We start from the raw sequence: 24,840 nt of genomic DNA, 5'->3' as shown, positions 1-24,840 counted from the left end.
GCCCGAGCGATGAAGACCCAGACCCTCAACGTCGGCCTGATCGGCTACGGCATGGCGGGCCGGACCTTCCACGCCCCGCTGATCCAGGCGACGCCCGGACTGGAGCTGACCGCCGTGGTCAGCCGCGATGCCGACCGGGTCCACGCCGACCTGCCCGAGGTGGAGGTGCTGGCCAAGCCGCCGGCGCTGTTCGCCCGGCGCGACATCGATCTGGTGGTGATCGCCACCCCCAATGCGACCCACTTCCCGCTGGCCAAAGCCGCCCTGAACGCCCGCAAGCATCTGGTGATCGACAAGCCGTTCACCGTCTCGCTCTCCGAGGCGCGCCTGCTCAGGAACCAGGCGGAGGAGGTCGAGCGGTCGGTGAGCGTCTTCCACAACCGCCGCTGGGACAGCGACTTCCTGACCCTGCAGGCGCTGCTCGAGACCGGCACCCTGGGCCGCGTGGTGTCGCTGGAGTCGCGCTTCGACCGCTTCCGGCCAACGGTCACCGACCGCTGGCGGGACCATCACCAGCCCGGCGGCGGCATCTGGTTCGACCTGGGCCCGCACCTGCTCGACCAGGTGCGCGCCCTGTTCGGCATGCCGAAGGCGATCCTGCTGGAGCTGGCCACGGTGCGCGATGGCGCCGAGGTGGACGACGACTTCCTCTGCCTGCTGGAGTACGAGGGCCTGCGGGTGACCCTGCAGGCCAGCTCCCTGGTGGCCGACCCCACGCCGCGCTTCCGGGTGCATGGCACCCGCGGCAGCTACGTGAAGCTCGGCCTGGACCCCCAGGAGGCGCGGCTCAAGGCCGGGGAAGTGCCGTCACCGGGCTGGGGCGAGGACCCGGAGCCCGGCCGGCTGGTGCTGGCCGAGGCGGAGGGCGAGGGGCCCGAGGGCCGGACGCATCCCGGCCTGCCCGGCGACTGGCCGGCCTACTACGCCGGCGTCGCCCGGGCGCTGCTGCACGGCACCCCCCTGCCGGTGACCCTCGACGAGGCCATGGATGTGATGACCCTGCTCGAGACCGGGCTGGACAGCTATCGCCAGGGCCGCTGGCTGCGCTTTCGCGAAAGCCGCCCGATCCGCCGCCTGCACGGGCATTAGCGGCTACCAGAAGCGGGTCGGCACCTGCTCGCTGCGCAGCCGGTCGCGGGCGATATAGAGGGCCGCGATGGCCCGCGCCTCGTGGAAGTCGTCCCGGGCCAGCAGGGCCGTCAGCTCCTCGATGGCGTGGGTCTCGACGATCAGCGGCTCCGGCTCGTCGCCGGGCAGGCGCCGGGGGTAGAGGTCGCTGGCCAGCAGCACCTGCATGCGGTGGCGCATGTAGTTGGGCGCCAGCGACAGCTCCACCAGCGGCTCGATGCGGTTGGCGCCGAAGCCGCACTCCTCCATCAGTTCGCGGTTGGCGGCGGTGACGATGTCCTCGCCGGGGTCGACCAGCCCCTTGGGCAGGGTCAGCACGTAGTCCTCGAAGCCGGCCGCGTACTCGCGGATCAGCAGCACGTGCTCCGGGTCGGGCATGGCGACGATCATCACCGCCCCCTGGTCGCTCCCCGTCAGCCGCTCGAAGGTGCGCTCCTCGCCGTTGGAGAAGCGCAGGTCCAGGGATTCGACGTGGAACAGGCGGCTGCGGGCTACCGAGCGGCGCTCGAGCACCTCGGGTTTCTGCGGCCAGCGGGACTCGGTCATGGGCTCTCCGTTTCTGGGTAGGGAAGGCGCCTGATACAATACCACCCCTTGCCAGCCACCACCCCTTGCCACAACCCTCTGCCATCACCCCGGGAGTCGCGATGATCGACTGGCGCGCCATCGATACCGTCCTGCTCGACATGGACGGCACCCTGCTCGACCTGCACTTCGACAGCCACTTCTGGCTGGAGCACCTGCCGCGGCGCTACGTGGAGCTGCACCAGCTCGACGAGGCCACCCAGGAGGTGGTGCGCTCGAAGGTGCTGCACGAGCAGGGCACCCTCAACTGGTACAGCCTGGCCTACTGGAGCCGCGAGCTGGACGTGGACATCGTCGCCCTCAAGCGCGAGATCCAGCACCTGATCGGCCTGCGAGGCGACGCCCTGGACTTCCTCAAGTGGCTCCGGCAGGCCCACCCCCGGGTGGTACTGGCCACCAACGCCGACCGCGAGAGCCTGGCGCTCAAGCTGCCGCTGACCGGCCTCGAGGAGTACCTGGATGCCATCGTCTCCTCGGCGGACCTCGGCGTGCCCAAGGAGGCCCAGGAGTTCTGGTTCGCCCTCCAGGAGGTCGAGCCGTTCGACCCGGGCCGCACCCTGTTCATCGACGACAACCCCAGGGTGCTGGAGAGCGCCCGGGAGTTCGGCATCCGCCACCTGCTCGGCATCAAGCAGCCCGACAGCACCCGGCCCGAGAAGGAGCTCGAAGAGTTCATCGCCCTGGATCGCTTCGCCTCGATCCTGCCCGGCAACGTGCCGCCGGGGCAGGGGGGCGATGGCAGGCCGGAGGCGGGCGCCCATGGATAGCGTGCGGCTCGACAAGTGGCTGTGGGCGGCGCGCTTCTTCAAGACCCGCGCCCTGGCCAAGAAGGCCGTCGAGGGCGGCAAGGTCCACTACAACGGCGCCCGTGCCAAGACCAGCAAGACCGTGGAGGTGGGCGCCCGGGTGCGCGTGCCCCAGGGCTGGGACCTCATGGAGGTGGAGGTAGTGGCGCTCTCCGACCAGCGCCGCGGCGCCCCGGAGGCCCGCGCCCTCTATCGCGAGACCGAGGAGAGCGTCGCGCGGCGCGAGCGCGAGGCCGAGGCGCGCCGCCTCACCAGCCAGGCCATGCAGCACCCGCTCAAGCGCCCCGACAAGAAGCAGCGCCGGGAGATCCACCGCTTCCAGCGCCAGCAGGATGACTAGACAGAGAGCCCCATGACCGACCAGATCCAGCGTTTCCTCTTCGACGACACCAACGTGCGCGGCGAGATCGTCACCCTCGAGCAGGCCTATGCCGAGGTGCTCGATCGCCACGACTACCCGGCCGTGGTCAACCGCCTGCTCGGCGAGCTGCTCGCCGCCGTTGCGCTGCTCACCGACACCGTCAAGCTCGACGGCACCCTGAGCATCGAGGTGCGCGGCCAGGGCGCCCTCTCCCTGCTGATGGCCGAATCCAATCCCGGCGGCGAGCTGCGCGCCATCGCCCGGCTGGCCGAGGACGCGCCGATGCCCGGCGAGGCGACGGGCTTTCGCGAACTGCTCGGCGAGGGGCAGATCATGATCACCCTGGACCCGCGGGAGGGGCACCGTTACCAGGGCATCGTGGCGCTGGACCGGGACAGCCTGGCCGAGTGCCTGGCCGACTACTTCGCCCAGTCGGAGCAGCTGCCGACGCGGCTGTGGCTGGCCGCCGATGGCCAGCGCGCCGGCGGCCTGCTGCTGCAGCGGATCCCCGACGAGTCGCGCAACCAGGACAGCGATGCCTGGGAGCGTTCGGTGCTGCTGGCCGATACCGTGAAGGCCGAGGAGCTGCTGGGGCTGGCCCCCCTGGAGGTGCTGCGTCGCCTCTACCACGAGGAGACGGTGCGGGTCTTCGAGCCGAAGCCGCTGCGCTTCGGCTGCACCTGCTCCCGGGAGCGCATCGCCGGCTCGCTGCTGACCCTGGGCGAGGCCGAGCTGCGCGACGTGCTGGCCGAGCACGGCACCATCGACACCCAGTGCCACTTCTGCCACTCCCGCTACGTCTTCTCCGAGCAGGACATCGAGGCGCTGCTGGCCGGCGCCGACGAGCCGCCCCCCGTGCTCCACTGAGGCGCTGTGCCGTCGCGCGAGGCGCCTCGACAGCAATTGCTGCGGCGCACAAGGTGTCGTGGCGTGAACTCGCGCCATGTTGTAGAAAAACTACATGAATTTCGCCCAAAAACGGCGTTCCCCGCGGGGGCGGTTTTTGCCATAATGGCGCCGTTTTTTCGGCTCGATCGCCTCATCACAAGACGGGAAACCCGCACGCGGCGATCGATGGCAGGCACCCGTTGCGTCATCACCGGCGCCCGGCACACGAGAGAGAATCGGCCGCAAGGCCCAGGAATCGACATGACCACACCCCAAGCCGCTACCAACGCCCACGTCAACCTCACCAGCGCCGAGCTCATCGAGCGTTCGGTGGCCACCGGCGAGGGCCGCCTGGCCGCCAACGGCGCCCTGGTGGTGAACACCGGCGTGCGCACCGGTCGTTCGCCCAAGGACCGCTTCATCGTCGACGAGCCGTCCACCAGCGGCCAGATCGACTGGGGCAGCGTCAACCGTCCCTTCGAGGCCGACAAGTTCGATGCGCTCTGGGCCCGTGTCGAGGACTACCTGCTGGGCCGCGAGCACTATGTCTCCGAGCTGCACGTGGGCAGCGACCCCGAGTACTACCTGCCGGTGCGCGTGCAGACCGAGACCGCCTGGCAGAACCTGTTCGGCCGCACCATGTTCGTGCGCCCCGAGGCGTACAACCCCTCCGCCAAGCAGGAGTGGACCATCCTCAACGCCGCCGGCTTCGAGTGCGACCCGGCCCGCGACGGCACCAACTCCGACGGCACCGTGATCATCAACTTCGCCCAGAAGAAGGTGCTGATCGCCGGCATGCGCTACGCCGGCGAGATGAAGAAGGCCATGTTCTCGGTGCAGAACTTCCTGCTGCCGGCCTTCGACGTGCTGCCGATGCACTGCTCCGCCAACGTCGGCGAGGACGGCGAGACCTGCCTGTTCTTCGGCCTCTCCGGCACCGGCAAGACCACCCTCTCCGCCGACCAGGCGCGCTACCTGATCGGTGACGACGAGCACGCCTGGGGCCCGGGTACCGTCTTCAACATCGAGGGCGGCTGCTACGCCAAGTGCATCGACCTCTCCGAGAAGAACGAGCCGGTAATCTGGAACGCCATCAAGTTCGGCACCGTGCTGGAGAACGTGGTCCTCGACGACCGTCGCGAGCCGGACTACGCCGACGACAGCCTGACCCAGAATTCCCGCGCAGCCTACCCGCTGGAGCATGTCGAGAAGCGCGTGCCCGAGAACCGCGCCGGCGAGCCCAACGCCATCGTCTTCCTGACCTGCGACATGTCCGGCGTGCTGCCGCCGGTCTCCGTGCTCTCCAAGGAGGCCGCCGCCTACCACTTCCTCTCCGGCTACACCGCCAAGGTGGGGTCCACCGAGATGGGCTCCTCCGAGGGGCTCGCCGCCACCTTCTCCACCTGCTTCGGCGCCCCCTTCTTCCCGCGCCCGGCGCGCGAGTACGCCGACCTGCTGATCAAGCGCGTGGCCGAGAAGGATGCCCAGGTCTACCTGGTCAACACCGGCTGGACCGGCGGTGCCTACGGAGAGGGCGGCTCGCGCTTCTCCATCCCCACCACCCGCGCCATCATCAGCGCCATCCAGTCCGGCGTGCTGCGTGACGTCGAGACCCGGCAGATCGACGGCCTCAACCTGTCGGTGCCCACCGCGGTGCCCGGCGTCGACTCCCGCCTGCTCGACCCGCGCGGGACCTGGGAAGATCCGGCCGCCTACGACCGTCAGCTCAAGGACCTGGCCGCCAAGTTCGTCGACAACTTCAAGAAGTTCGACGGCGTCAGCGAGGCCATCGTCAAGGCGGGCCCCAGCCTGACCTGAAGGCACCGCATGGCGAACCCCCGGTGCGACCGGGGGTCTGAACGGGGGAGCGGCATCGCCGCTCCCCCGTTCTGCTGTCTGTCACCTGATGGAGAAGAAGAATGAAACGACGGCACTTCCTGGGCCTGGCGGGCGCCACCGGCGCGGTGGCCCTGCTGCCCGGCGCCGCCTTCGGCTTTCCTCGCCTGTCGCTCGAGGCCGCACCGGGGCTCGAGCGCCTGGAGCTCTCCCGCGACGCGTGGCGGGAGCGGCTTACCCCCGAGCAGTACTGGATCCTGCGTGACCACGGTACCGAGGAGCCCTGGTCGAGTCCCCTGGACAAGGAGTGGCGCGAGGGCGAGTACCGCTGTGCCGGCTGCGACCTGCGCCTCTTCGAGAGCGCCATGAAGTATGACTCCGGCACCGGCTGGCCGAGCTTCTTCGACCACGTGGAGGGCCACCTGCTGAGCCAGCTCGACTTCAGCCTGATCTGGCCGCGGGTCGAGTACCACTGCGCCCGCTGCGGCGGCCACCAGGGCCATGTGTTCAGCGACGGCCCCGAGCCCACCGGCCTGCGCTGGTGCAACAACGGCCTGGCGCTCACCTTCGTGCCCGCCTGAGCCGTGGCGGACCGGGCCCCGGCCCCGACGTCAAGCCTGCCGCGGGAAGGGCGCCTGTGATACCTTGTCGCGATTGATTCTCGAGCATCAGCGAAGGTTTACATGGACGCCACCCAACGCATCATCACGCGCCTCGCCGAGGAGCTCTCCGTTCGCCCCCAGCAGGTCTCGGCCACGGTGGAGCTGCTCGACGGCGGGGCCACCGTGCCCTTCATCGCCCGCTACCGCAAGGAAGTGACCGGCGGGCTCGATGACACCCAGCTGCGCAACCTCCACGAACGCCTCGGCTACCTGCGCGAGCTGGAGGAGCGCCGCGTCGCGGTGCTGGCCGCCATCGACGAGCAGGGCAAGCTGACCGACGAGCTCGCCGGGCAGATCCAGGCCGCCGACACCAAGCAGCGCCTGGAAGACCTCTACCTGCCCTACAAGAAGAAGCGCCGCACCAAGGCGCAGATCGCCCGCGAGGCGGGCCTCGAGCCCCTGGCCGAGGCCCTGCTGGCCGACCCCACCCGGGACCCGGAAACCGAGGCGGCGAAGTACCTTCGCGCCGCCGAGGGGGACATCCGCGCCGTGGAGGACGCCAAGGCGGCCCTGGATGGCGCCCGCCAGATCCTGATGGAGCGCTTCGCCGAGGACCCCGAGCTGGTGGGCAGCCTGCGCGAGCGGCTGTGGCAGGAGGGCGAGCTCTCCGCCCGGGTGATTCCGGGCAAGGAGGCCGAGGGCGCCAAGTTCTCCGACTACTTCGAGCACGACGAGAAGCTGGCCAGGACCCCCTCCCACCGGGCGCTGGCCATGTTCCGCGGCCGCAACGAGGGCGTGCTGACCCTGGCCATCCGGCTGCCCGGCGAGGAGGAGGCCCCGATCCATCCCGCCCAGGTGGCCATCGCCCGTCACTTCAACATCCGCGACCAGGGCCGCGCCGCCGACAGGTGGCTGCGCGACGTGGTGCGCTGGACCTGGCGGGTCAAGCTCTACACCCACCTGGAGACCGAGCTGCTGGGCCGGCTGCGTGAACGCGCCGAGCAGGCGGCCATCGAGGTCTTCGCCGCCAATCTCAAGGACCTGCTGCTGGCCGCGCCGGCGGGGCAGAAGGCAACCCTGGCCATCGACCCGGGCCTGCGCACCGGCTGCAAGGTGGCGGTGGTGGACGCCACCGGCCAGTTCCTGGCCCACGCCACCATCTACCCCCATGCCCCCCGCAACGCCTGGGACGCGTCGCTCGCCGAGTTGGCAAGGCTGGTCGAGAAGCACGACGTGGCGCTGATCGCCGTGGGCAACGGCACCGCCAGCCGCGAGACCGACCGCCTCGCCGGTGACCTGGTCAAGGCCTTTTCTACAAGGACCGGGGCCGGAAAGCGCACGCTCGCCAAGGTGATGGTCAGCGAGGCGGGCGCCTCGGTCTACTCCGCCTCGGAGTACGCCTCCCGGGAGCTGCCGGACCTCGACGTCACCATCCGCGGGGCGGTCTCCATCGCCCGGCGCCTGCAGGATCCGCTCGCCGAGCTGGTCAAGATCGAGCCCAAGTCCATCGGCGTGGGCCAGTACCAGCACGACGTCTCGCAGGTGCAGCTGTCGCGCAGCCTGGAGGCGGTGATCGAGGACTGCGTGAACGCCGTGGGGGTCGACCTCAACACCGCATCGAGCGCGCTGCTCTCCCGGGTGGCCGGCCTCTCGCCGGCGCTCGCCGAGGCCATCGTCGCCCGGCGCAACGCCGAGGGTGTCTTCACCAGCCGCAAGGCGCTGCTCGAGGTCAGTCGCCTCGGGCCCAGGACCTTCGAGCAGTGTGCGGGCTTCCTGCGCATCATGAACGGCGACAATCCCCTGGACGCCAGCGCCGTGCACCCCGAGGCCTACCCGCTGGTGGAACGCATCGCCGAGAGGAGCGGGCGGGGGCTGGCCAGCCTGATCGGCGACAGCACCACGCTGACGTCGCTCAGGCCCGCCGACTTCGCCGACGAGCGCTTCGGCGTGCCCACGGTGACCGACATCCTCGCCGAGCTGGACAAGCCGGGGCGCGATCCGCGCCCTGAGTTCAAGGCCGCCGAATTCCGCGAGGGCGTCGAGACCCTCAAGGACCTGGAGCCCGGCATGATCCTCGAGGGCAGCGTCACCAACGTCACCCACTTCGGCGCCTTCGTCGACATCGGCGTCCATCAGGATGGCCTGGTGCATATCTCGGCGCTCTCCGACAAGTTCGTCGAGGATCCGCGCAGCGTGGTCAAGGCCGGCGACATCGTCAGGGTCAAGGTGATGAGCGTCGACCTGCCGCGGGCGCGGATCGGTCTCTCCATGCGTCTGGATGACCAGCCGGACGAGGAGGGCGACAAGCCCCGCCGCCGACGTGAAGGGAATGGCGGCGAGCGCCAGGCCCGGGGCGGCAAGCCGCCGCGCAAGGGTGACGGTCGCGGCAACGGCAATGGCAACGGCAATGGCAGCGGCGGGAGCCAGTCGGGCCAGATGGGCGCCCTGGGGGCCGCCCTGCTCGAGGCGAAGCGGAAACGCTGACGGCGCCGGCCGACCTTTGAATCACCGCCGCCAGGCACCATAATCTGCTCTTTACGGGCGCCTCGGGCGCCCGTCTCACAAGGATGAAGTGCGTCGCTCGTGACCGCTTCCCAGACAAGGGGTGTTCATCTTGTCCGATTCACTCGCCAGCCTTATCGCCCGCCTGGAGGGCCCCGCGCGTGCGGGACGCTTCAGCCGGTTGCGCCGCGGTCTCGAGAAGGAGGGACTGCGCGTCGACCGTGCCGGCCGCATCGCCGCCACGCCGCACCCGGCCGCCCTGGGTTCCAAGCTGACCCATCCGCATATCACCACCGACTATTCCGAGGCGCTGCTGGAGTACATCACGCCGGTCTACTGCCGCCCCGAAGATGCCATGGCCTTCCTCGGTGACCTGCACCGCTTCACCTACCGTGTCCTGGACGACGAGCTGATCTGGCCGGCCAGCATGCCCTCGCGCCTCGACGGCAACGACAGCGTGCCCATCGCCGACTACGGCCCCTCCAACGTGGGGACCATGAAGCGGGTCTACCGGAAGGGGCTGGACGTGCGCTACGGGCGCATCATGCAGGCCATCGCCGGGGTGCACTACAACGTCTCGCTGCCCGACGACCTCTGGTCGGTGCTGCGCGAGCTCGAGGGCGCCGAGGCGACGCCGATGAACGACTACCGCTCGTCGCGCTACTTCGGCCTGATCCGCAATTTCCGTCGCCACAGCTGGCTGTTGCTCTACCTTTTCGGCGCCTCGCCGGCGCTGGATCGCAGCTTCCTGCCCGGCGGCGAGTTGCCCGAGAAGCTCGAGCGCCACGGCGAGGAGACCCTGGTCTCCGAGCATGCGACCAGCCTGCGCATGTCCGACCTCGGCTACCAGAACAAGGTGCAGGCGCAGCTGAAGATCTGCTTCAACTCGCTCTCCAACTACGTGAATACGCTGCGGCATGCCATCTCCACCCCCTGGCCCGCCTACCAGGCCATGGGCGTTCATGAGGACGGCGAGTGGCGCCAGCTCAACGCCAACATCCTGCAGATCGAGAACGAGTACTACAGCGACATCCGCCCCAAGCGGGTGGCCCGCCACGACGAGACCCCCAGCCAGGCGCTGGAGGCCCGCGGCGTCGAATACATCGAGGTGCGCTGCCTGGACCTCAACCCGCTGCTGACCCTCGGCGTGGACGAGACCCAGATTCGCTTCGTGGATGCCTTCGTGATGTGGTGCCTGCTCGCCGAGAGCCCCTGGATCCCCGACGAGGAGTGCGACCGGCTCGACGACAACCGCCGGCGGGTGGTGGAGCGCGGGCGCGACCCGGCGCTGCGCCTCTGCCAGGGCGATACGCCGCGCAGCGTGGCCGACTGGGGCGGCGAGATCCTCGACGAGATGACCCGTGTGGCCGAGCTGCTCGACCTGCTCGAGGAGGGCACGCCCCATCGCGACGCCGTGGCCGCCATGGCGCCGCGCCTGGCGGATCCCTCGCTCACCCCCTCCGGCCAGCTGCTGGCGCGGCTTCGCGAGACCGGCGAGGAGTTCTCCGACGCCATGCTGGCCATCGCCCGGGAGCAGGCCGACCGGCTGCGCGCCGAGCCCATGGACCCCGCCCGCGAGGCGCTGTTCGAGCAGCTCGTCGAGACCTCCCACCAGCAGCAGGGGGACATCGAGGACGGCGATCTCGAGGCCTTCGACGACTTCCTGGCGAGCTACTTCGCCCGCGCCCGTGAGACCCGGCTGGGCCAGGAGGCCACCTCGTGACCGCCACCCTCTCGCGGCTCTCGGTGCGCCACTGGAGCCTCGCCGGCCTGGCCTTCTGTGCGCTGATGATGGCCGTGGCCCTGGGCCTCGAGCACCTCGGCGGCCTCGAGCCCTGCCCGCTGTGCATCTTCCAGCGGGTGGCGGTGCTCGCCGCCGCCGCGGTGTTCGCCGTGGCGGCGATCCACAATCCCGCCGGGCGGGTCGGCGCCGCGCTCTACGGGGGGCTGGGCCTGGCCGCCGTGGCCGGCGGCATCGGCGTGGCCTGGCGGCACCTCTGGCTGCAGTCGCTGCCGGCGGACGAGGTGCCCAGCTGCGGCCCGGGCCTCGACTACATGATGGAGCTGCTGCCGTGGCGCGATGTCGTCGCCATGGTGCTCTCCGGCTCCGGGGAGTGCGCCGAGATCGACTTCCTGCTGCTCGGCATCTCGCTGCCCGGCTGGACCCTGATCGGCTTCGTGGTGCTGGCGCTGGCCCCGCTGGGCCTTCTGCTCACGGCCTTCCGCGAGCGTCCCTGAGCCGGCGGCCGGGCAGGGATTGACACTCGCCACGGCAGGGGGGAATCTGGGGCCTGACGGTTCGGTGCTGCCTGCCACCGGCCCCCATGGAGCAACGGAGGTTCCCCATGCTGGAAGACTGCAAGAGCGCCCTGGAACGCTGGGGTGGCGTGCACCAGCTGATCGACCGCTGGCTGGACGGGCGACGCGAGCTGCTGGTCAACTTCGTCGAGCTCAAGGAAGCCTGTGACGCCGAACTCGAGGCGGTCAGCAAGGAGCGCATCGACGCCTTCAGCGAGCTGCTGATGGACTACATCAGCGCCGGCCACTTCGAGGTCTACCCGCAGCTGCGCGAGGAGGCCCATGCCTTCGGCGACGACCAGGCGCTGGTCATCGCCGACCGGCTGCTCGAGCGCCTGGAGATGTCCACCGAGCTGGTGCTGGCCTTCGACGGCGAGTACGAGAGCCCCGGGCGGGTACGCCAGAATATCGCCCGCCTGCCGGCCTGGCTCGAGCGGCTGGCCCGCGGCCTCACCGAGCGCTTTAGCCTCGAGGACCAGCTGATCTCCCGGCTCCACGCCGCCCACGCCCCCGACGCCGCCCGCGAGGAGGCCGAGGTCCAGTCACGGGTGTGACGCCGACCCGCCCTTCGGGCAGCGCCGAGCTACAAGCGCCCAGCCGCTCGGTAACGGGCGGCAGATTTTGGAGACCCCTAAGGGGCACATCGGTCGTGCCATCATCCTGCGGCGCTAGGCGCTAGGCGCTAGGCGCTAGGCGCTAGGCGCTAGGCGCCGCTCCAGCCGGGCGCCCATCACCAGCATACAGGGCGTCAGCAGCAGGGTCAGGCCGGTGGCGAAGGTCAGGCCCCCGGCGATGGCGCTGGAGAGCTGCGTCCACCACTGGGCCGAGGGGGCACCGAGGCCCAGGCTCGGGGCGAACAGGTTGACGTTGATCCCCAGCACCATGGGCGCAAGGCCCAGCACGGTGGTGATCGCCGTCAGCAGCACCGGGCGCAGGCGCAGCCCGCCGGCCTCCAGGGCGGCCTCCCGGGCATCGCGTCCCTCGCCGCGCAGCTGGTTGTAGGTGTCGATCAGCACGATGTTGTTGTTCACCACGATCCCCGCCAGGGCGATGATGCCCATCCCCACCATGACGATGCCGAACGGCTGGGCGTTGACCAGCAGCCCCAGCAGCACCCCGGCGGTGGAGAAGACGATGGCCGAGAGCACCAGTCCCGCCTGGTAGAAGCTGTTGAACTGGGTGACCAGGATCAGCGTCATCAGACCGATGGCCACCAGGAAGGCGCCGGCCAGGAAGCGCATCGCCTCCTGCTGGTCCTCCTGCTCGCCGGCCACGTTCACCAGCACCCCCTCCGGCGGCGTGCCCGCCGCCTCCAGAAGCGCCCGCAGCCGCTCGTCGGCGCTGCGGCCCGGGGCCACGTCGGCTTCCAGGGTGATGGCGCGGCGCCCGTCGATACGGTGCAGGGTGCCCACCTTGGGCGCCGGCTCCAGGCGCACGAAGTGCGAGACCGGCACCTGGCCGCGGGCGGTGTTGAGGGTCAGGCGGCCCAGCTGGTCCAGGGAGCGATACCCCTCGGGCAGGCGCACGCGGATATCCACCTCGTCGTTGACCCCGGCCGGGCGGTAGCTGGCCACCTGCAGGCCGGTGGTGATCAGCTGCACGGCGCTGCCCACGCTCGCCACGTCGGTGCCGAAGCGCGCGGCGGCCTCGCGGTCCACCACGACCCGCCACTCCACCCCCGGCAGGCTGCGGTTGTCCTCGATGTCGCGGAAGCCGCCCAGCTCGCCCATCAGCGCGCGCAGGGCGTCCACGGCCCGGTCGGTGGCCGTGGCATCGTGGCCGCTCACCTCCAGCACGATCGGCTTGCCAGCCCCGGGCCCCATCTCCTGCTCGCGGAACTCCAGGCGGATGCCCGGCAGGTCGGCGGTGCGCTCGGCCATCTCGGCGAGGATCCGCTCGGCCGGGCGGCGCCGCTGCCAGTCGATCAGCTGGAACTGCAGCGCGCCGATCACGTCGCTGCCGAGCTGCTCGTTGGGCACGGCGAAGGAGCGGGCGTAGAGCGCCTCCACCTCGCTCATGTCGGACAGGCGCGCCTCCACCCGGCGCACCACGGCGTCCTTCTCCGCGGCGGAGAAGTCGCCCCGGGCGCGCACCAGCACCTGGGCGCTGTCCGGTTCCACCGCGGGGAAGAAGTCCACGCCGTGGTGGAAGCGGGCATAGCCGGTGTAGATCAGCGCCATCAGCAGCAGGGCGGCCAGCAGCGTCAGGCCTGGCCAGGCGAGCAGGCGGGCGAGCAGGGCGCGGTAGAGGCGCCCGCCGGCGGTGACCAGCTCATCGTCGTGCTTGGCGCGGGACGCGCGGGCGCCGAAGACGCCCCCCAGGGTGGGCAGGAAGACCAGTGCCATGGCCAGCGAGGCCAGCAGGCAGAGGATCACCGTGGCCGGCAGGTACTTCATGAACTCGCCGACCACGCCGGGCCAGAACAGCAGCGGCATGAACACCGCCAGGGTGGTGGCGGTGGAGGCGATCACCGGCCAGCTCATGCGCGCCGCGGCGTTGACCCAGGCCTCGCGGGGTGCCTGGCCCTGGCGGAGGTGGCGGTCGGCCAGCTCGCTGACCACGATGGCGCCGTCGACCAGCATGCCGGCCACCAGGATCAGCGCGAACAGCACCACGATGTTGAGGGTGTAGCCGATCGTCCAGATCAGCAGGATGCCGGAGAGGAAGGCGCCGGGAATGGTCAGCCCCACCATCAGCGCGCTGCGCGGGCCCATGGCGGCCAGGATCACGATCAGCACCAGCGCCACGGCGGTGAGCACGTTGTTGAGCAGCTCGTCGAGCATCTCCTCGACCATCTCGGACTGGTCCATGATGGTGGTGATCTCGAGCCCCTCGGGCATCAGCGCCGCGGCCTCCTCGAGCAGGCCCTGCACCTGGTCGATGGTGGCGATGATGTTGGCCCCGGCGCGCTTGGAGATCTCCAGCACCAGCGCCGGCTGACCGTCGATGCGGGCGAAGCCGTCCGGGTCCTTGTAGGTGGGGCGGATCCAGGCCACGTCGCCGAAGGTCACCACCCGGTCGCCGTCCACCTTCACCGGCATGGCCATCACGTCCTCGAGGCGCTCGATCACCCCGGGGACCTTGAGGGCCATGCGGCCGGCCCCGGTGTCCAGGCTGCCGGCGGCCACCAGGCGGTTGTTGCGGCTGACCAGGGTGAACAGGCTGTCGAAGTCGACGCCGTAGCTGTCCAGCACCAGCGGGTCGACGACGATCTCGAGAAGGTCCTCTCGGTCGCCGCCGATGTCCACCTCCAGCACCTCGGCGATGCCCTCGATCTCCTCCTTGAGGCGCCGCACCACGGCCAGGCGCCGGGTCTCGTCCAGCTGGCCCGACACGCCGATGGAGAGCACCGGGAAGAGCCCGACGTTGACTTCCATCACCCTCGGCTCGTCGGCCTCCTGGGGCAGCTCGGCGCGGGCGATGTCGACGCTCTCGCGCACATCGGTGAGCGCCTGGTCGGGGTCGAAGCCGGCGTCGAACTCCAGGGTCACCGCGGCATGGCCTTCGCTGGCCTGGGAGGTCATCTTGCGCACCCCCTCGATGCTGCGCAGCTCCTGCTCCATGGGCCGCACCAGCAGCCGCTCGCCATCCTCGGGGCTTACCCCCTCCAGCGACAGCGAGACATAGATGATCGGGATGGTGACGTCGGGGTTGGCCTCCTTGGGCACCGCCTGCCAGGCGGCCAGGCCCGCCAGCAGCAGCGCGACCAGCAGCAGCAGGGTGGTGCGCGAGCGGTCCAGCGCCGCCTCGATCAGGGCGCGCATCTCAGCGCGGCTCCGCGGCGTCGGCGGCCGGCACGGGCGGGCCACCGGGCAGCAGGCTCTCGGCCTGTCCCTCGTCGGCGGCGACCGGCACCGCGGTGACGCGTTCGCCGGGGGCGACGAAGCCGCCGCCCAGGGTGATCAGCCGGACCCGCTCGGGGAGGCCAGCCACCCGCGCCTCGCGGGCGTCGGCGTCCACCAGCTGGACCGGGCTCTGTGCCACCCGGTCATCCTCGACCAGGTGCTTGACCGCCAGCCGGCCCTCGGCATCCAGCTCGAGCAGGGCCGGCGAGAGGCGGTGGACCCGGCGCTCGGGCAGCGCGATGCGCAGGGTGGCACTGGCGCCGGCCAGGCGGCGACGCTGGGGGTTGTCCAGGGTGGCCTCCACCGCGAAGCTGCGGGTGGCGTCCTCGGCCCGGCTGGCCACGTGGCTCACCTCGCCGGGCAGCCGCGTGCCGTCCAGCAGCTCCAGCTCGACGGGCAGGCCCGGGCCCAGCGCGAGGGCGTCCCGCTGGGGCGCCGAGGCGGTGGCGACCAGCCGCGAGTCGTCGACCAGCCGTCCCCAGGCCTCGCCGACCTGCACCAGCTCGCCGAGCTCCGCGTCGAGGCGGTCGAGCACGCCGGCGAAGGGGGCGGTGGGGCGCGTGTCGTCCCGCTGGCGGCGCAGGCTGGCCACCTCGGCCACGGCGCGGGCGACGCCGCCCTGCAGGCGCAGGTGGTCGGTGTTGGAGATCAGCTCGCGGCGGCGCAGGTCGTCGGCACCGGCCAGCTCCGCCTGTGCCAGGGTGAGCTCCGCCTCGGCCTGGGCCAGTCGCTCGGGGAGGGCATCCGGCTCGAGCTCGAGGAGCACGTCCCCCGCTTCGACCCGCCCGCCGAGGGCCACGGGCAGCGTCGCCACCCGGCCGGCCTGGCGGGCCCGCAGCTCGAGTTCCCGGAAGGCCTCCAGCTGCCCCTGCAGCACCAGGGTGGGCGTGTGGGCCTCGGCGGTCAGCGTCGCCACCTCGACCCGGGGCGGCACGGTCTGCTCGGCCTCGCCGGCCGTCGGGGGAGCGTCGCGGAAGCGGTCCAGGTCGCCCATGGCGAGCCACAGCAGCAGCAGCAGGGTCAGGCCGATGGCCAGCAGGGGCGGCAGGGGAGGGAGGCGGCGACGCGTCATGCGATGTGGTCCATCAGCAGGCATGAGAGCCCAGCATATCACCTCCTGCCCTCGTCCTACGTCGCATTGAGTTTTGTGCACTGCAGGCATACCATTCTCGCGGTTCGAATCCCGGCCAGGGCAGATGACCCGTCCGCCCGGCCCATCCTCACGGCGACAACCCGCGCGTTGACAACCCAAGGAGCCACCATGAAAGAGCCCGTTCGTATTGCCATCACCGGCGCTGCCGGCCAGATCAGCTACTCCCTCGCCTTCCGCATCGCCTCCGGCGACATGCTGGGCAAGGACCAGCCGGTCATCCTGCAGCTGCTCGAGATCACTCCGGCCATGGAGGCCCTGAACGGCGTGGTGATGGAGCTCAACGATTGCGCCTTCCCGCTGGTGCAGGAGATCGTCGCCACCGACGATGCCAACGTCGCCTTCAAGGATGCCGACTTCGCCCTGCTGGTCGGCGCCCGTCCGCGCGGCCCGGGCATGGAGCGCAAGGACCTGCTGGAAGCCAACGCGGCGATCTTCTCCGTCCAGGGCAAGGCCCTGAACGACAACGCCAGCCGCGACGTCAAGGTGCTGGTGGTGGGCAACCCGGCCAACACCAACGCCCTGATCGCCTCCTGCAACGCGCCGGACCTGGATCCCAAGCAGTTCACCGCCATGACCCGCCTGGACCACAACCGCGCCCTGACCCAGCTGGCCCAGAAGACCGGCAAGCACGTCACCGACGTCGAGGGCATGATCATCTGGGGCAACCACAGCGCCACCCAGTATCCCGACATCGCCCACTGCCAGGTGGCCGGCAAGCCGGCGGCCGAGCTGGTCGAGCGTGACTGGTACGAGAACACCTTCATTCCCGACGTGCAGCAGCGCGGCGCGGCGATCATCAAGGCCCGCGGTGCCTCCTCCGCGGCCTCCGCGGCCTCTTCCGCCATCGACCACATGCGTGACTGGGCGCTGGGCACCGACGGCAAGATCGTCAGCATGGCGATCCCGGCCGACGGCAGCTACGGCGTGGAGCCGGGCATCATCTACTCCTACCCGGTGACCTGCCAGGGCGGCAAGTACGAGATCGTCCAGGGCCTTTCCCTCGACGACTTCAGCCAGCAGAAGATGAAGGCCACCGAAGACGAGCTGCGTGAAGAGCGCGCCGCCGTCGAGCACCTGCTGGGCTGATCGCCCTTCGGGCAGCGCCCGGCGCCGAGCGCCCAGCTGCTCGGTAACGGGCGGCAGGTGCCGAGGTAGAAAACGAGAAACCCCGTCGGGCGCGATACCCGGCGGGGTTTCTTCGTTGGCGTCTGCGTTGGTCGTGACATCATCCTGCGGCGCTCGGCGCTCGGCGCTCGGCGCTCGGCGCTCGGCGCTCGGCGCTCGGCGCTCGGCGCTCGGCGCTCGGCGCTAATCGCGCAGGCTGATGATCCGCCAGCCGCGTGCCTCGGCCACCTCGCGCAGCGAGGGGTCCGGGTCCACCGCCACCGGGTGCTCGACGATCTCCAACAGGGGGATGTCGTTGTGGGAGTCGCTGTAGAACCAGGAGTCGTCCAGGGTCAGATCCTTGTCGGCCAGCCATGCCTCCAGGCGCTTGACCTTGCCCTCGCGGTAGCTGGGGGTGCCGGTCACCCTGCCGGTATAGCGGCCGTCGACGACCTCGGGCTCCACGGCGATCAGGTGATCGACGCCCAGGCGCTCGGCGATGGGCCCGGTGATGAAGCGGTTGGTGGCGGTGACGATCATCAGGGTGTCGCCACGGGTGCGATGGCGGGCCACCAGCTCCTCGCCCTTGGCCAGGATGTGCGGCTCGATCTTGCTGGCCATGAACTGCTGGTGCCAGGCGGCCAACTGCTCGGGGCTGTTCTCCGCCAGCGGCCTCAGGGCCACCTCCAGGAAGGCGTGGATGTCCAGGGTGCCCGCCTCGTAGTCGGCCAGGAAGCGATCGTTGGCCTCGCGGTAGGCCACCGGGTCGACGGCGCCCTGCTCGAGCAGGAACTCGCCCCAGGCGTGATCGCTGTCGATCGACAGCAGCGTGTTGTCCAGGTCGAAGATGGCCAGGCTCACGGCAACTCCCCATTGATTGTCTGATGGCGCGGTCAGGGTCGAAAGTCGGCGATTATGGCAGAACGGGCCGCCGGCTTCGAGCGATTGCCGTCGTCGCCCGGCGACGGGCCCGCCGCGGGCCGCGGCCTGGCCCAGATGTCGTATTGATGCGCTTCACGGCCTTGTGGAAGAATGGACCCAATTCTGGATTCATAAGGTGAAGTCCGTGATCGACGCTGACGGCTTTCGCCCCAACGTTGGCATCATCATCGCCAACGACCAGGGGCAGCTGCTCTGGGCGCGTCGGGTTGGGCAGAATGCGTGGCAGTTTCCCCAGGGAGGCATCAAGGCGAACGAGACACCGAAACAGGCACTTTTTCGCGAACTCTACGAGGAGATCGGCCTCACCGCCGATGATGTCGAGGTCCTTGCCTGCACCCGGGGGTGGCTGCGCTACCGCCTGCCGCGACGCATGATTCGTACCCATTCGAGGCCGGTGTGTGTCGGCCAGAAACAGAAGTGGTTCCTGCTGCGTATCCGCTGCCAGGAGAGTCGCATCTGCATGGATGGCACGCCGACGCCGGAGTTCGACGGCTGGCGCTGGGTCAGCTACTGGTATCCGCTGGCCCAGGTGGTGCCCTTCAAACGCGAGGTCTACCGTCGGGCCCTGCGGGAGCTCTCGCCGCGGGCCCAGCGCCTGGCGCTGGGCTTCGGCTGAGGCCACGGGCGCCACCCCGGCGGTCGACAGGGGCCGGGCCGGAACACCGGCACCGGAGGCGGGTCCGACAGGAAGCGGCTCCGCTGGAGACAACCGATAACAACGAACGGACGACAGTACGCCCATGCTCGAGGTCTTGCGACGCATCACACAGGAAGTCAACGGGGCCCGCAACCTGGACGCGGCCCTGTCCACCATGGTGCGCCGCATCCGCAAGGCGATGCACACCGACGTCTGTTCCTTCTACCTCTTCGACGCCGAGCTGGACCAGCTGGTGCTGATGGAGACCATCGGCCTGCGCACCCAGGCGGTGGGCCAGGTCTCGCTGCCCATCGGCGAGGGCCTGGTCGGCCTGGTGGCGAGCCGCGAGGAGCCCCTCAACCTCGAGGACGCCCAGGCGCATCCGCAGTTCCGCTACTTCGAGGCCACCGGCGAGGAGCGCTATTCGAGCTTCCTCGGCGTGCCGATCATCCACCAGCGCCGTATGCTCGGCGTGCTGGTGGTGCAGCAGTCGGAGAAGCGCCGCTATGGGGAGGAGGACGAGGCCTTCCTGGTCACCATGGCCGCCCAGCTGGCCGGCGTGCTGGCCCACGCCCTGGCCACCGGCAACCTCACCCGGCCGAGCCTCGAGGGCCAGGTGCAGTTCAAGGGCGTGGCCGCCTCGCCGGGCATGGCCATCGGCGAGGCGGTGGTGATCGCCATGCCGGCCGACCTCGACAGCGTGCCGGACCTGGTTCCCACCGACGTGGAGTACGAGATCACCCGCCTCAAGGAGGCGATCGGTCGCGTGCGCGAGGAGATCCGTGCCGCCGGCGAGCGCCTGGCCAGCCGCATCTCGGCCCAGGAGCTGGCGCTGTTCGAGGTCTACCAGCAGATGCTCGGCGAGGCGGCGCTCTCCCAGGAGGTGGTCAAGCGCATTCGCGAGGGCCAGTGGGCGCCCGGCGCGCTGGCCGACGTGGTGCGGCGCCACGTGCAGTACCTGGAGCGGGTCGACGACGACTACCTGAGTGAGCGGGCGGCCGACGTGCGCGACCTGGGCCGGCGCGTGCTCGCCCACCTGCAGGAGGAGACACCCCAGACCCCGGAGGTCTATCCCGACAGCACCATCCTGGTGGGCGACGAGATCAGCGTGGCGATGCTCGGCGAGGTGCCCCGGGACAAGCTCGCCGGCCTGGTGTCGGTGCGCGGCTCCAGCACCTCCCACGTGGCGATCATCGCCCGCGCCATGGGGATCCCCACGGTCTCGGGGATGGTCGACCTGCCGCTGCCGCGGCTCTCCGGCTCTCGGGTGATCCTGGATGGTCACCGCGGGCGGCTCTTCGTGCGCCCCAACCAGGAGCTGGAGAGCCACTACCAGGGGCTGATCGCCGAGGAGCGTGCCCTGGTCGAGATGCTGGAGCACGAGCAGGACCTGCCGAGCCGGACCCCGGACGGCCACGACATGCCGCTGATGGTCAACACCGGCCTGGCGGTGGATGCCGTGGCCTCGCTGAAGAGCCGGATCAGCGGCGTGGGGCTCTACCGCACCGAGGTCCCCTTCATGATCACCGAGCGCTTTCCCGGCGAGCAGGAGCAGACTCGGCTCTACCGGGACCAGCTCGAGAGCTTCTCGCCGCTGCCGGTGGTGATGCGTACCCTGGACATCGGTGGCGACAAGGACCTGCCCTACTTCCCCATCGAGGAGGCCAACCCCTTCCTCGGCTGGCGCGGCATCCGCGTCACCCTCGACCACCCCGAGGTGCTGATGGTGCAGCTGCGCGCCATGCTGCGCGCCTCCCAGGGGCTCGACAACCTCCAGGTGCTGCTGCCCATGGTGACCAACGTCGACGAGGTCGACGACGCCCTGCGCCTGCTCGACCGCGCCATCCTCGAGCTGGGCGAGGAGGGGGTCAAGGTGGGGAGGCCCAGGGTCGGGGTGATGCTGGAGGTGCCGGCGACCCTCTACCAGCTCGATGCCCTGGCCCGGCGCGCCGACTTCTTCTCGGTGGGCAGCAACGACCTGACCCAGTACCTGCTGGCGGTGGATCGCAACAACCCGCGGGTGGCCGACCTCTACGATGCCTGCCACCCGGCGGTGCTCTCCGCCATGGCGAAGCTGGCCGTGGATGCCGAGCGCCTCGAGATGCCGATCTCGGTATGCGGCGAGCTGGCCGGGGACCCGGCCGGCGCCCTGCTGCTGATGGGCATGGGCTTCGGCGCCCTCTCCATGAACGCGCCCAGCCTGCCGCGGGTGCGTGCCGCCATTCGCCGGGTGCCCCTGCAGGGCGCCCGCGAGCTGGTCCAGGAGACCCTCCGTCTCGACTCCCCCGCCGACGTGCGCCGCCACCTGGCGCAGCGCCTCGACGGCTGGGACCTCGCTCACCTGCTGCCGCCGCGGGATTGAGGGGCAGCAGGACGATACCCGCATCGCCACGTAGGAGCCCTGCTTGCAGCGCGATGGGGTCGGATAGCCGCATCGCCATGTAGGAGCGCTGCTTGCAGCGCGATGGGGTCGGATAGCCGCATCGCCTTGCAAGCAAGGCTCCTACATTGAGGCTGGTGCCGTCATCAGGCGCTCCGCGCTCTCCCCCAGCGCCACCCCGTTCGGCCCGAAGCGCCGCTCCCCGATCTCGATCCGCCCGCTGGCCTGCCAGGCCAGCCAGGTCATGGCGCGGGTGCCGTACTGCTCGCCGACGATGAAGGGTGAGGAGAGCCGGCGCTCCATCTCCAGGCCCACGCCGGTCGCCGGCAGCCGGTCGTCGTCGGCGGGGTGGGGGTCCGCCATCACCGCCAGGGCATCCTCGGGCCAGCGCCCGTGGCGCAGGCTGCCGGTGAGCCCCTGACGCACGGCGATCAGCTTGGGCCAGGGGGTGTTCAGGCTGGCATTGGAGAGGCCGTGCAGGCCGGGCGCCACGGCCCTGAGCGACAGGCCATCGAGGCCCCGATGCAGGTGCCACAGGCGCTCGCCATCACCGGCCAGCAGGTTGAAGCCGGCGTAGCGGAGCCCCTCGCCGCCGGCCAGGCGGTCCAGCCAGGCCGGCAGGTCGTCGCGCTCCAGGGCCTCGCGCACCAGCGCCCCCCGGCTCGGCGCACCGGCGGGCACCTTGAGGCGTGGGTCGCGCACGTTGGTCACCGCGGCGAAGCGGCCCCGGCGATGCACGGCCAGCCAGGTGCCGCCGGCCTCCAGGTCGCGGCCGCCGACGATATCGGGGGCATCCTCCCAGGTCGCCAGCGGGGCGGCCGGGCGGGCATGGAATTCGTCGCGGTTGGCCACCAGGCGCAGCGGCCAGTCGCTGCCGGGGCGGTGATCGAAGGCAATCAGGCACATCCGGGCAGCTTAACGCCTGGGTGCCGGCTTGTCCCCTCCATGACAGCGGCGTTGCGGCGTCGTACACTCGACCGTCAACCTCGTCGCTGCCCAAGGATGACCATGCGAGTCGAATCCCCCCGGAGGGCGCCAGCTTCCTGGCGCCTCCGCCCGATCTGCCAGGCCGCGCTGCTGGTCCAGGGTGGACTGCTGGCGGCCGGGCTGCTGGTCGCGCTGCTCGCGCCCGGCGCGTCGGCCGTGGCACTGCCGGCATTGCTGGTGGCCGCGAGCCTCAACCTGCTGGTGGTCGTGCTCTTCCTGCGTCGTTATCCCGCGGCCGATGGCACCGGCCAGTCACCCGCCGCCGACGGCGGCACGGAACCGCCCCGGCCGACGGGCGACGCCGCGATCCAGTCCATCGGCGAGCTGGTGCCGGCCGGCGACGAGTCCCTCCGCCGCCGGCTGCAGGGCCTGGAGGAGGACCTGGCCCAGCGCGAGCGTCGGCTCGACCGCCTGATGGCCGGGCGCGAGCGCGCCCGGGAGGAGTCGCGCCTCAAGTCCGACTACCTGACCCTGCTGGGGCGCGAGCTGCAGCCGCTGATGGACCGGCTGGACGAGGTGGCGGAGCAGCAGGGCTATCCGGCCGACCGCGAGACCTGCCAGAGCCTGGTGCGCGAGCTGCGTGAGCGGCTGGGGGACCTCTCGGTGCTGCTGGCCGGCCTCTCCGGCGGCGAGGCCGAGGCCGCCGCCCCCCGGCTGCGCCCCGCGCGGGTGCTGATCGTCGACGACGGGCCGGTCAACCTGATGCTGGCGCGCCAGGTGCTGGAGCGGCAGGGCCTGGAGGTCGTCACGGCCACCTCCGGCGCCGAGGCCCTGGCCTGCCTGGCGCGGGCTCCCTTCGACCTGGTGCTGATGGACATCTTCATGCCCGACATGGACGGCATGGAGACCAGCCGCCGCTGGCGCGAGGAGGAGGCCAGCCGCTACCCTGGCCGGCGCAGCGTGCTGGTGGCGCTGACCGCCAACGCCAGTGACGACGATCGGCGCCGCTTCGAGGACGCCGGCCTGGACGACTACCTGGCCAAGCCCTACCGCCCTCAGGCCCTGGTCGACCGGGTCAGGCACTGGCTGCCGGATGCCATCGGCGCCCACGAGGCCCCCTGATCACCGGGCCGGCTCCCTCCGGCCCACGCCTGCTTTCCAAGGAACCGCAATGCTGAACTACCCCGATATCGACCCCGTGGCGATCTCCCTGGGCCCCTTCCAGGTGCACTGGTACGGCCTGATGTACGTGGTCGGCTTCGTCGCCGCCTGGTGGCTGGGCCGCCGCCGCGCGGCACGCATCGGCCTCACCCACGATGACATCGGCGACCTGCTGTTCTACGCCGCCCTGGGTGTGGTGCTGGGGGGGCGGCTCGGCTATGCGCTCTTCTACGGCATGGGGCAGTGGCTGGCCGACCCGCTGTGGATCTTCCGCGTCTGGGATGGCGGCATGAGCTTCCACGGCGGCCTGGCCGGGGTGCTGCTCGCCTCGCTGTGGTTCGCCAGGAAGAAGGGGCTGGCCTTCTTCACCCTGACCGACTTCGTCGCCCCCCTGGTGCCGATCGGCCTGGGCGCCGGGCGCATCGGCAACTTCATCAACCGCGAGCTGCCGGGCCGCGTCACCGAACTCCCCTGGGGCATGCCGTTCCCCGGCATGGGGCCGGAGCCGCGCCACCCCTCGGCGCTCTACGAGGCGCTGCTGGAGGGGGCGGTGCTCTTCGCGGTGCTGTGGTTCGTCTCCGCGAAGCCGCGCGCTCGCGGGCTGGTCTCGGGCCTGTTCCTGCTGCTCTACGGCGTGTTCCGCTTCGCGGTGGAGTTCGTGCGCCTGCCCGATGCCCATATCGGCTTCATCGCCTTCGACTGGGTGACCATGGGCATGCTGCTGACCCTGCCGATGATCCTCGCCGGCCTGGCGCTGATCGCCTGGTCGCGCAAGCAGCCCGTGGACGCCAGGGTGTAGCGCGCCGAACCCAGCATGTAGAATATCGAGCCCATTCACCCAGCCCAGGCGACGCCGTGACCGACCAGACGCTTCCCGCCCTCGAACAGCCCTACCTCGACCTGATGCGCCAGGTCCTCGACCATGGCGTGGAGCGCAGCGACCGCACCGGGGTGGGCACCCGCTCGCTCTTCGGCCACCAGATGCGCTTCGACCTCTCCCGGGGCTTCCCGCTGGTCACCACCAAGAAGCTGCACCTGCGCTCGATCATCCACGAGCTGCTGTGGTTCCTGGCCGGCGATACCAACATCGCCTACCTGAAGGAGAACGGCGTCAGCATCTGGGACGAGTGGGCCGACGAGAACGGCGACCTGGGCCCGGTCTACGGCTACCAGTGGCGCAGCTGGCCCGACCCGCGCGGGGGCCACGTCGACCAGATCGCCAAGCTGCTCAAGCAGATCCGCACCAATCCCCAGTCGCGGCGGCTGATCGTCTCCGCCTGGAACCCGGCGCTGGTGGACGAGATGGCGCTGCCGCCGTGCCACTGCCTGTTCCAGTTCTACGTGGCGGAAGGGCGGCTCTCCTGCCAGCTCTACCAGCGCAGCGCCGACATCTTCCTGGGCGTGCCCTTCAATATCGCCAGCTACGCGCTGCTGACCCGGATGATCGCGCAGGTGGCGGGCCTCGAGCCAGGGGATTTCGTGCACACCCTGGGCGATGCCCACCTCTACCTGAACCACCTGGAGCAGGCCGAGACGCAGCTCGCGCGCACCCCGCGCCAGGCGCCGCGCCTGGTGCTCGACCCGGGCGTCACGGAGCTCTTCGACTTCCGCTTCGAGCACATCGCCATCGAGGGCTACGACCCCCACCCCCATATCAAGGCCGCCGTGGCGGTATAAGCGGAGAG

The 24,840-nt window shown here is 70.5% G+C and carries 21 protein-coding genes; 16 read left to right on the top strand and 5 right to left on the bottom strand.

Features of this window, described 5'->3' with window-relative positions:
* Window positions 1-9 precede the first annotated feature (9 nt).
* A complete protein-coding gene (locus NFC98_RS13460) occupies window positions 10-1,089 on the top strand; it encodes an oxidoreductase (RefSeq protein ID WP_254275438.1) in 1,080 nt (359 codons plus the stop codon).
* Between the two features lie 3 nt (window positions 1,090-1,092).
* Here NFC98_RS13460 and nudE read toward each other — a convergent pair whose 3' ends face one another.
* Window positions 1,093-1,674, bottom strand: coding sequence for an ADP compounds hydrolase NudE (gene nudE, locus NFC98_RS13455; protein ID WP_254275437.1), 582 nt, complete (start codon window positions 1,672-1,674; stop codon window positions 1,093-1,095).
* A gap of 101 nt (window positions 1,675-1,775) precedes the next feature.
* Here nudE and yrfG point away from each other — a divergent pair, with 101 nt between their 5' ends.
* The 9 genes from yrfG (at window position 1,776) to rsd (ending at window position 11,560) form a co-directional block, all read left to right on the top strand.
* The gene (gene yrfG, locus NFC98_RS13450) at window positions 1,776-2,480 is read left to right on the top strand and encodes a GMP/IMP nucleotidase (RefSeq protein ID WP_183333924.1); all 705 of its coding nucleotides are present in this window, start codon (window positions 1,776-1,778) and stop codon (window positions 2,478-2,480) included.
* Window positions 2,473-2,859, top strand: coding sequence for a ribosome-associated heat shock protein Hsp15 (gene hslR / locus NFC98_RS13445; protein WP_254275436.1), 387 nt, complete (start codon window positions 2,473-2,475; stop codon window positions 2,857-2,859). Before yrfG ends, hslR begins: the two co-directional genes overlap by 8 nt.
* 12 nt (window positions 2,860-2,871) lie before the next feature.
* Window positions 2,872-3,747, top strand: a complete 876-nt coding sequence (hslO, locus tag NFC98_RS13440; protein ID WP_254275435.1) for an Hsp33 family molecular chaperone HslO — start codon at window positions 2,872-2,874, stop codon at window positions 3,745-3,747.
* A 282-nt stretch (window positions 3,748-4,029) separates the two neighbouring features.
* Window positions 4,030-5,586 carry a phosphoenolpyruvate carboxykinase gene (locus tag NFC98_RS13435; RefSeq protein ID WP_254275434.1) on the top strand — a complete coding sequence of 519 codons (1,557 nt, stop codon included), beginning with the start codon at window positions 4,030-4,032 and terminating at the stop codon, window positions 5,584-5,586.
* A gap of 101 nt (window positions 5,587-5,687) precedes the next feature.
* The gene (gene msrB / locus NFC98_RS13430; RefSeq protein ID WP_254275433.1) at window positions 5,688-6,185 is read left to right on the top strand and encodes a peptide-methionine (R)-S-oxide reductase MsrB; all 498 of its coding nucleotides are present in this window, start codon (window positions 5,688-5,690) and stop codon (window positions 6,183-6,185) included.
* A 102-nt stretch (window positions 6,186-6,287) separates the two neighbouring features.
* Window positions 6,288-8,690: a Tex family protein gene (locus NFC98_RS13425; protein ID WP_254275432.1), complete on the top strand. Its 2,403-nt coding sequence runs from the start codon at window positions 6,288-6,290 to the stop codon at window positions 8,688-8,690.
* 130 nt (window positions 8,691-8,820) lie between these two features.
* Window positions 8,821-10,431 carry a glutamate--cysteine ligase gene (gshA, locus tag NFC98_RS13420; RefSeq protein ID WP_254275431.1) on the top strand — a complete coding sequence of 537 codons (1,611 nt, stop codon included), beginning with the start codon at window positions 8,821-8,823 and terminating at the stop codon, window positions 10,429-10,431.
* Window positions 10,428-10,946 carry a disulfide bond formation protein B gene (locus NFC98_RS13415; protein WP_302055066.1) on the top strand — a complete coding sequence of 173 codons (519 nt, stop codon included), beginning with the start codon at window positions 10,428-10,430 and terminating at the stop codon, window positions 10,944-10,946. Before gshA ends, NFC98_RS13415 begins: the two co-directional genes overlap by 4 nt.
* A 107-nt stretch (window positions 10,947-11,053) precedes the next feature.
* Window positions 11,054-11,560, top strand: a complete 507-nt coding sequence (gene rsd, locus NFC98_RS13410; protein ID WP_183333939.1) for a sigma D regulator — start codon at window positions 11,054-11,056, stop codon at window positions 11,558-11,560.
* Between the two features lie 135 nt (window positions 11,561-11,695).
* Here the strand turns inward: rsd and NFC98_RS13405 are convergent, their stop codons facing one another.
* A complete protein-coding gene (locus NFC98_RS13405) occupies window positions 11,696-14,770 on the bottom strand; it encodes an efflux RND transporter permease subunit (protein WP_254275430.1) in 3,075 nt (1,024 codons plus the stop codon).
* A gap of 1 nt (window position 14,771) precedes the next feature.
* Entirely contained in the window at window positions 14,772-15,923 is a 1,152-nt protein-coding gene (locus tag NFC98_RS13400; protein WP_254275429.1) for an efflux RND transporter periplasmic adaptor subunit, read from the bottom strand.
* Window positions 15,924-16,112: 189 nt separating this feature from the next.
* Between NFC98_RS13400 and NFC98_RS13395 the strand changes: the two genes are divergently transcribed.
* The gene (locus NFC98_RS13395; protein ID WP_254275428.1) at window positions 16,113-17,090 is read left to right on the top strand and encodes a malate dehydrogenase; all 978 of its coding nucleotides are present in this window, start codon (window positions 16,113-16,115) and stop codon (window positions 17,088-17,090) included.
* Between the two features lie 222 nt (window positions 17,091-17,312).
* On the opposite strand, the gene NFC98_RS13390 is transcribed toward NFC98_RS13395, so the two are convergent.
* Entirely contained in the window at window positions 17,313-17,969 is a 657-nt protein-coding gene (locus NFC98_RS13390; protein WP_254275427.1) for an HAD family phosphatase, read from the bottom strand.
* Window positions 17,970-18,174: 205 nt separating this feature from the next.
* On the opposite strand from NFC98_RS13390, the gene NFC98_RS13385 reads away from it, so the two are divergent.
* Window positions 18,175-18,666: an RNA pyrophosphohydrolase gene (locus tag NFC98_RS13385; RefSeq protein ID WP_183333950.1), complete on the top strand. Its 492-nt coding sequence runs from the start codon at window positions 18,175-18,177 to the stop codon at window positions 18,664-18,666.
* Between the two features lie 124 nt (window positions 18,667-18,790).
* Entirely contained in the window at window positions 18,791-21,049 is a 2,259-nt protein-coding gene (ptsP, locus tag NFC98_RS13380) for a phosphoenolpyruvate--protein phosphotransferase (protein WP_254275426.1), read from the top strand.
* 141 nt (window positions 21,050-21,190) lie between these two features.
* Here the strand turns inward: ptsP and NFC98_RS13375 are convergent, their stop codons facing one another.
* Window positions 21,191-21,973 carry an NRDE family protein gene (locus NFC98_RS13375; protein WP_254275425.1) on the bottom strand — a complete coding sequence of 261 codons (783 nt, stop codon included), beginning with the start codon at window positions 21,971-21,973 and terminating at the stop codon, window positions 21,191-21,193.
* 102 nt (window positions 21,974-22,075) lie between these two features.
* Between NFC98_RS13375 and NFC98_RS13370 the strand changes: the two genes are divergently transcribed.
* From NFC98_RS13370 to NFC98_RS13360, 3 genes are all read left to right on the top strand, one after another.
* Entirely contained in the window at window positions 22,076-23,116 is a 1,041-nt protein-coding gene (locus tag NFC98_RS13370) for a response regulator (RefSeq protein ID WP_254275424.1), read from the top strand.
* Window positions 23,117-23,165: 49 nt separating this feature from the next.
* The gene (gene lgt, locus NFC98_RS13365) at window positions 23,166-23,954 is read left to right on the top strand and encodes a prolipoprotein diacylglyceryl transferase (protein WP_254275423.1); all 789 of its coding nucleotides are present in this window, start codon (window positions 23,166-23,168) and stop codon (window positions 23,952-23,954) included.
* A gap of 104 nt (window positions 23,955-24,058) precedes the next feature.
* Complete coding sequence (locus tag NFC98_RS13360; protein ID WP_254277846.1) at window positions 24,059-24,832, top strand: thymidylate synthase; 774 nt, start codon at window positions 24,059-24,061, stop codon at window positions 24,830-24,832.
* Window positions 24,833-24,840: the final 8 nt, after the last annotated feature.

This window comes from Halomonas sp. 3H, from assembly GCF_024206005.1.
Lineage (GTDB): Bacteria > Pseudomonadota > Gammaproteobacteria > Pseudomonadales > Halomonadaceae > Halomonas > Halomonas campaniensis.
This window is presented reverse-complemented; position numbering and strand designations above follow the sequence as displayed.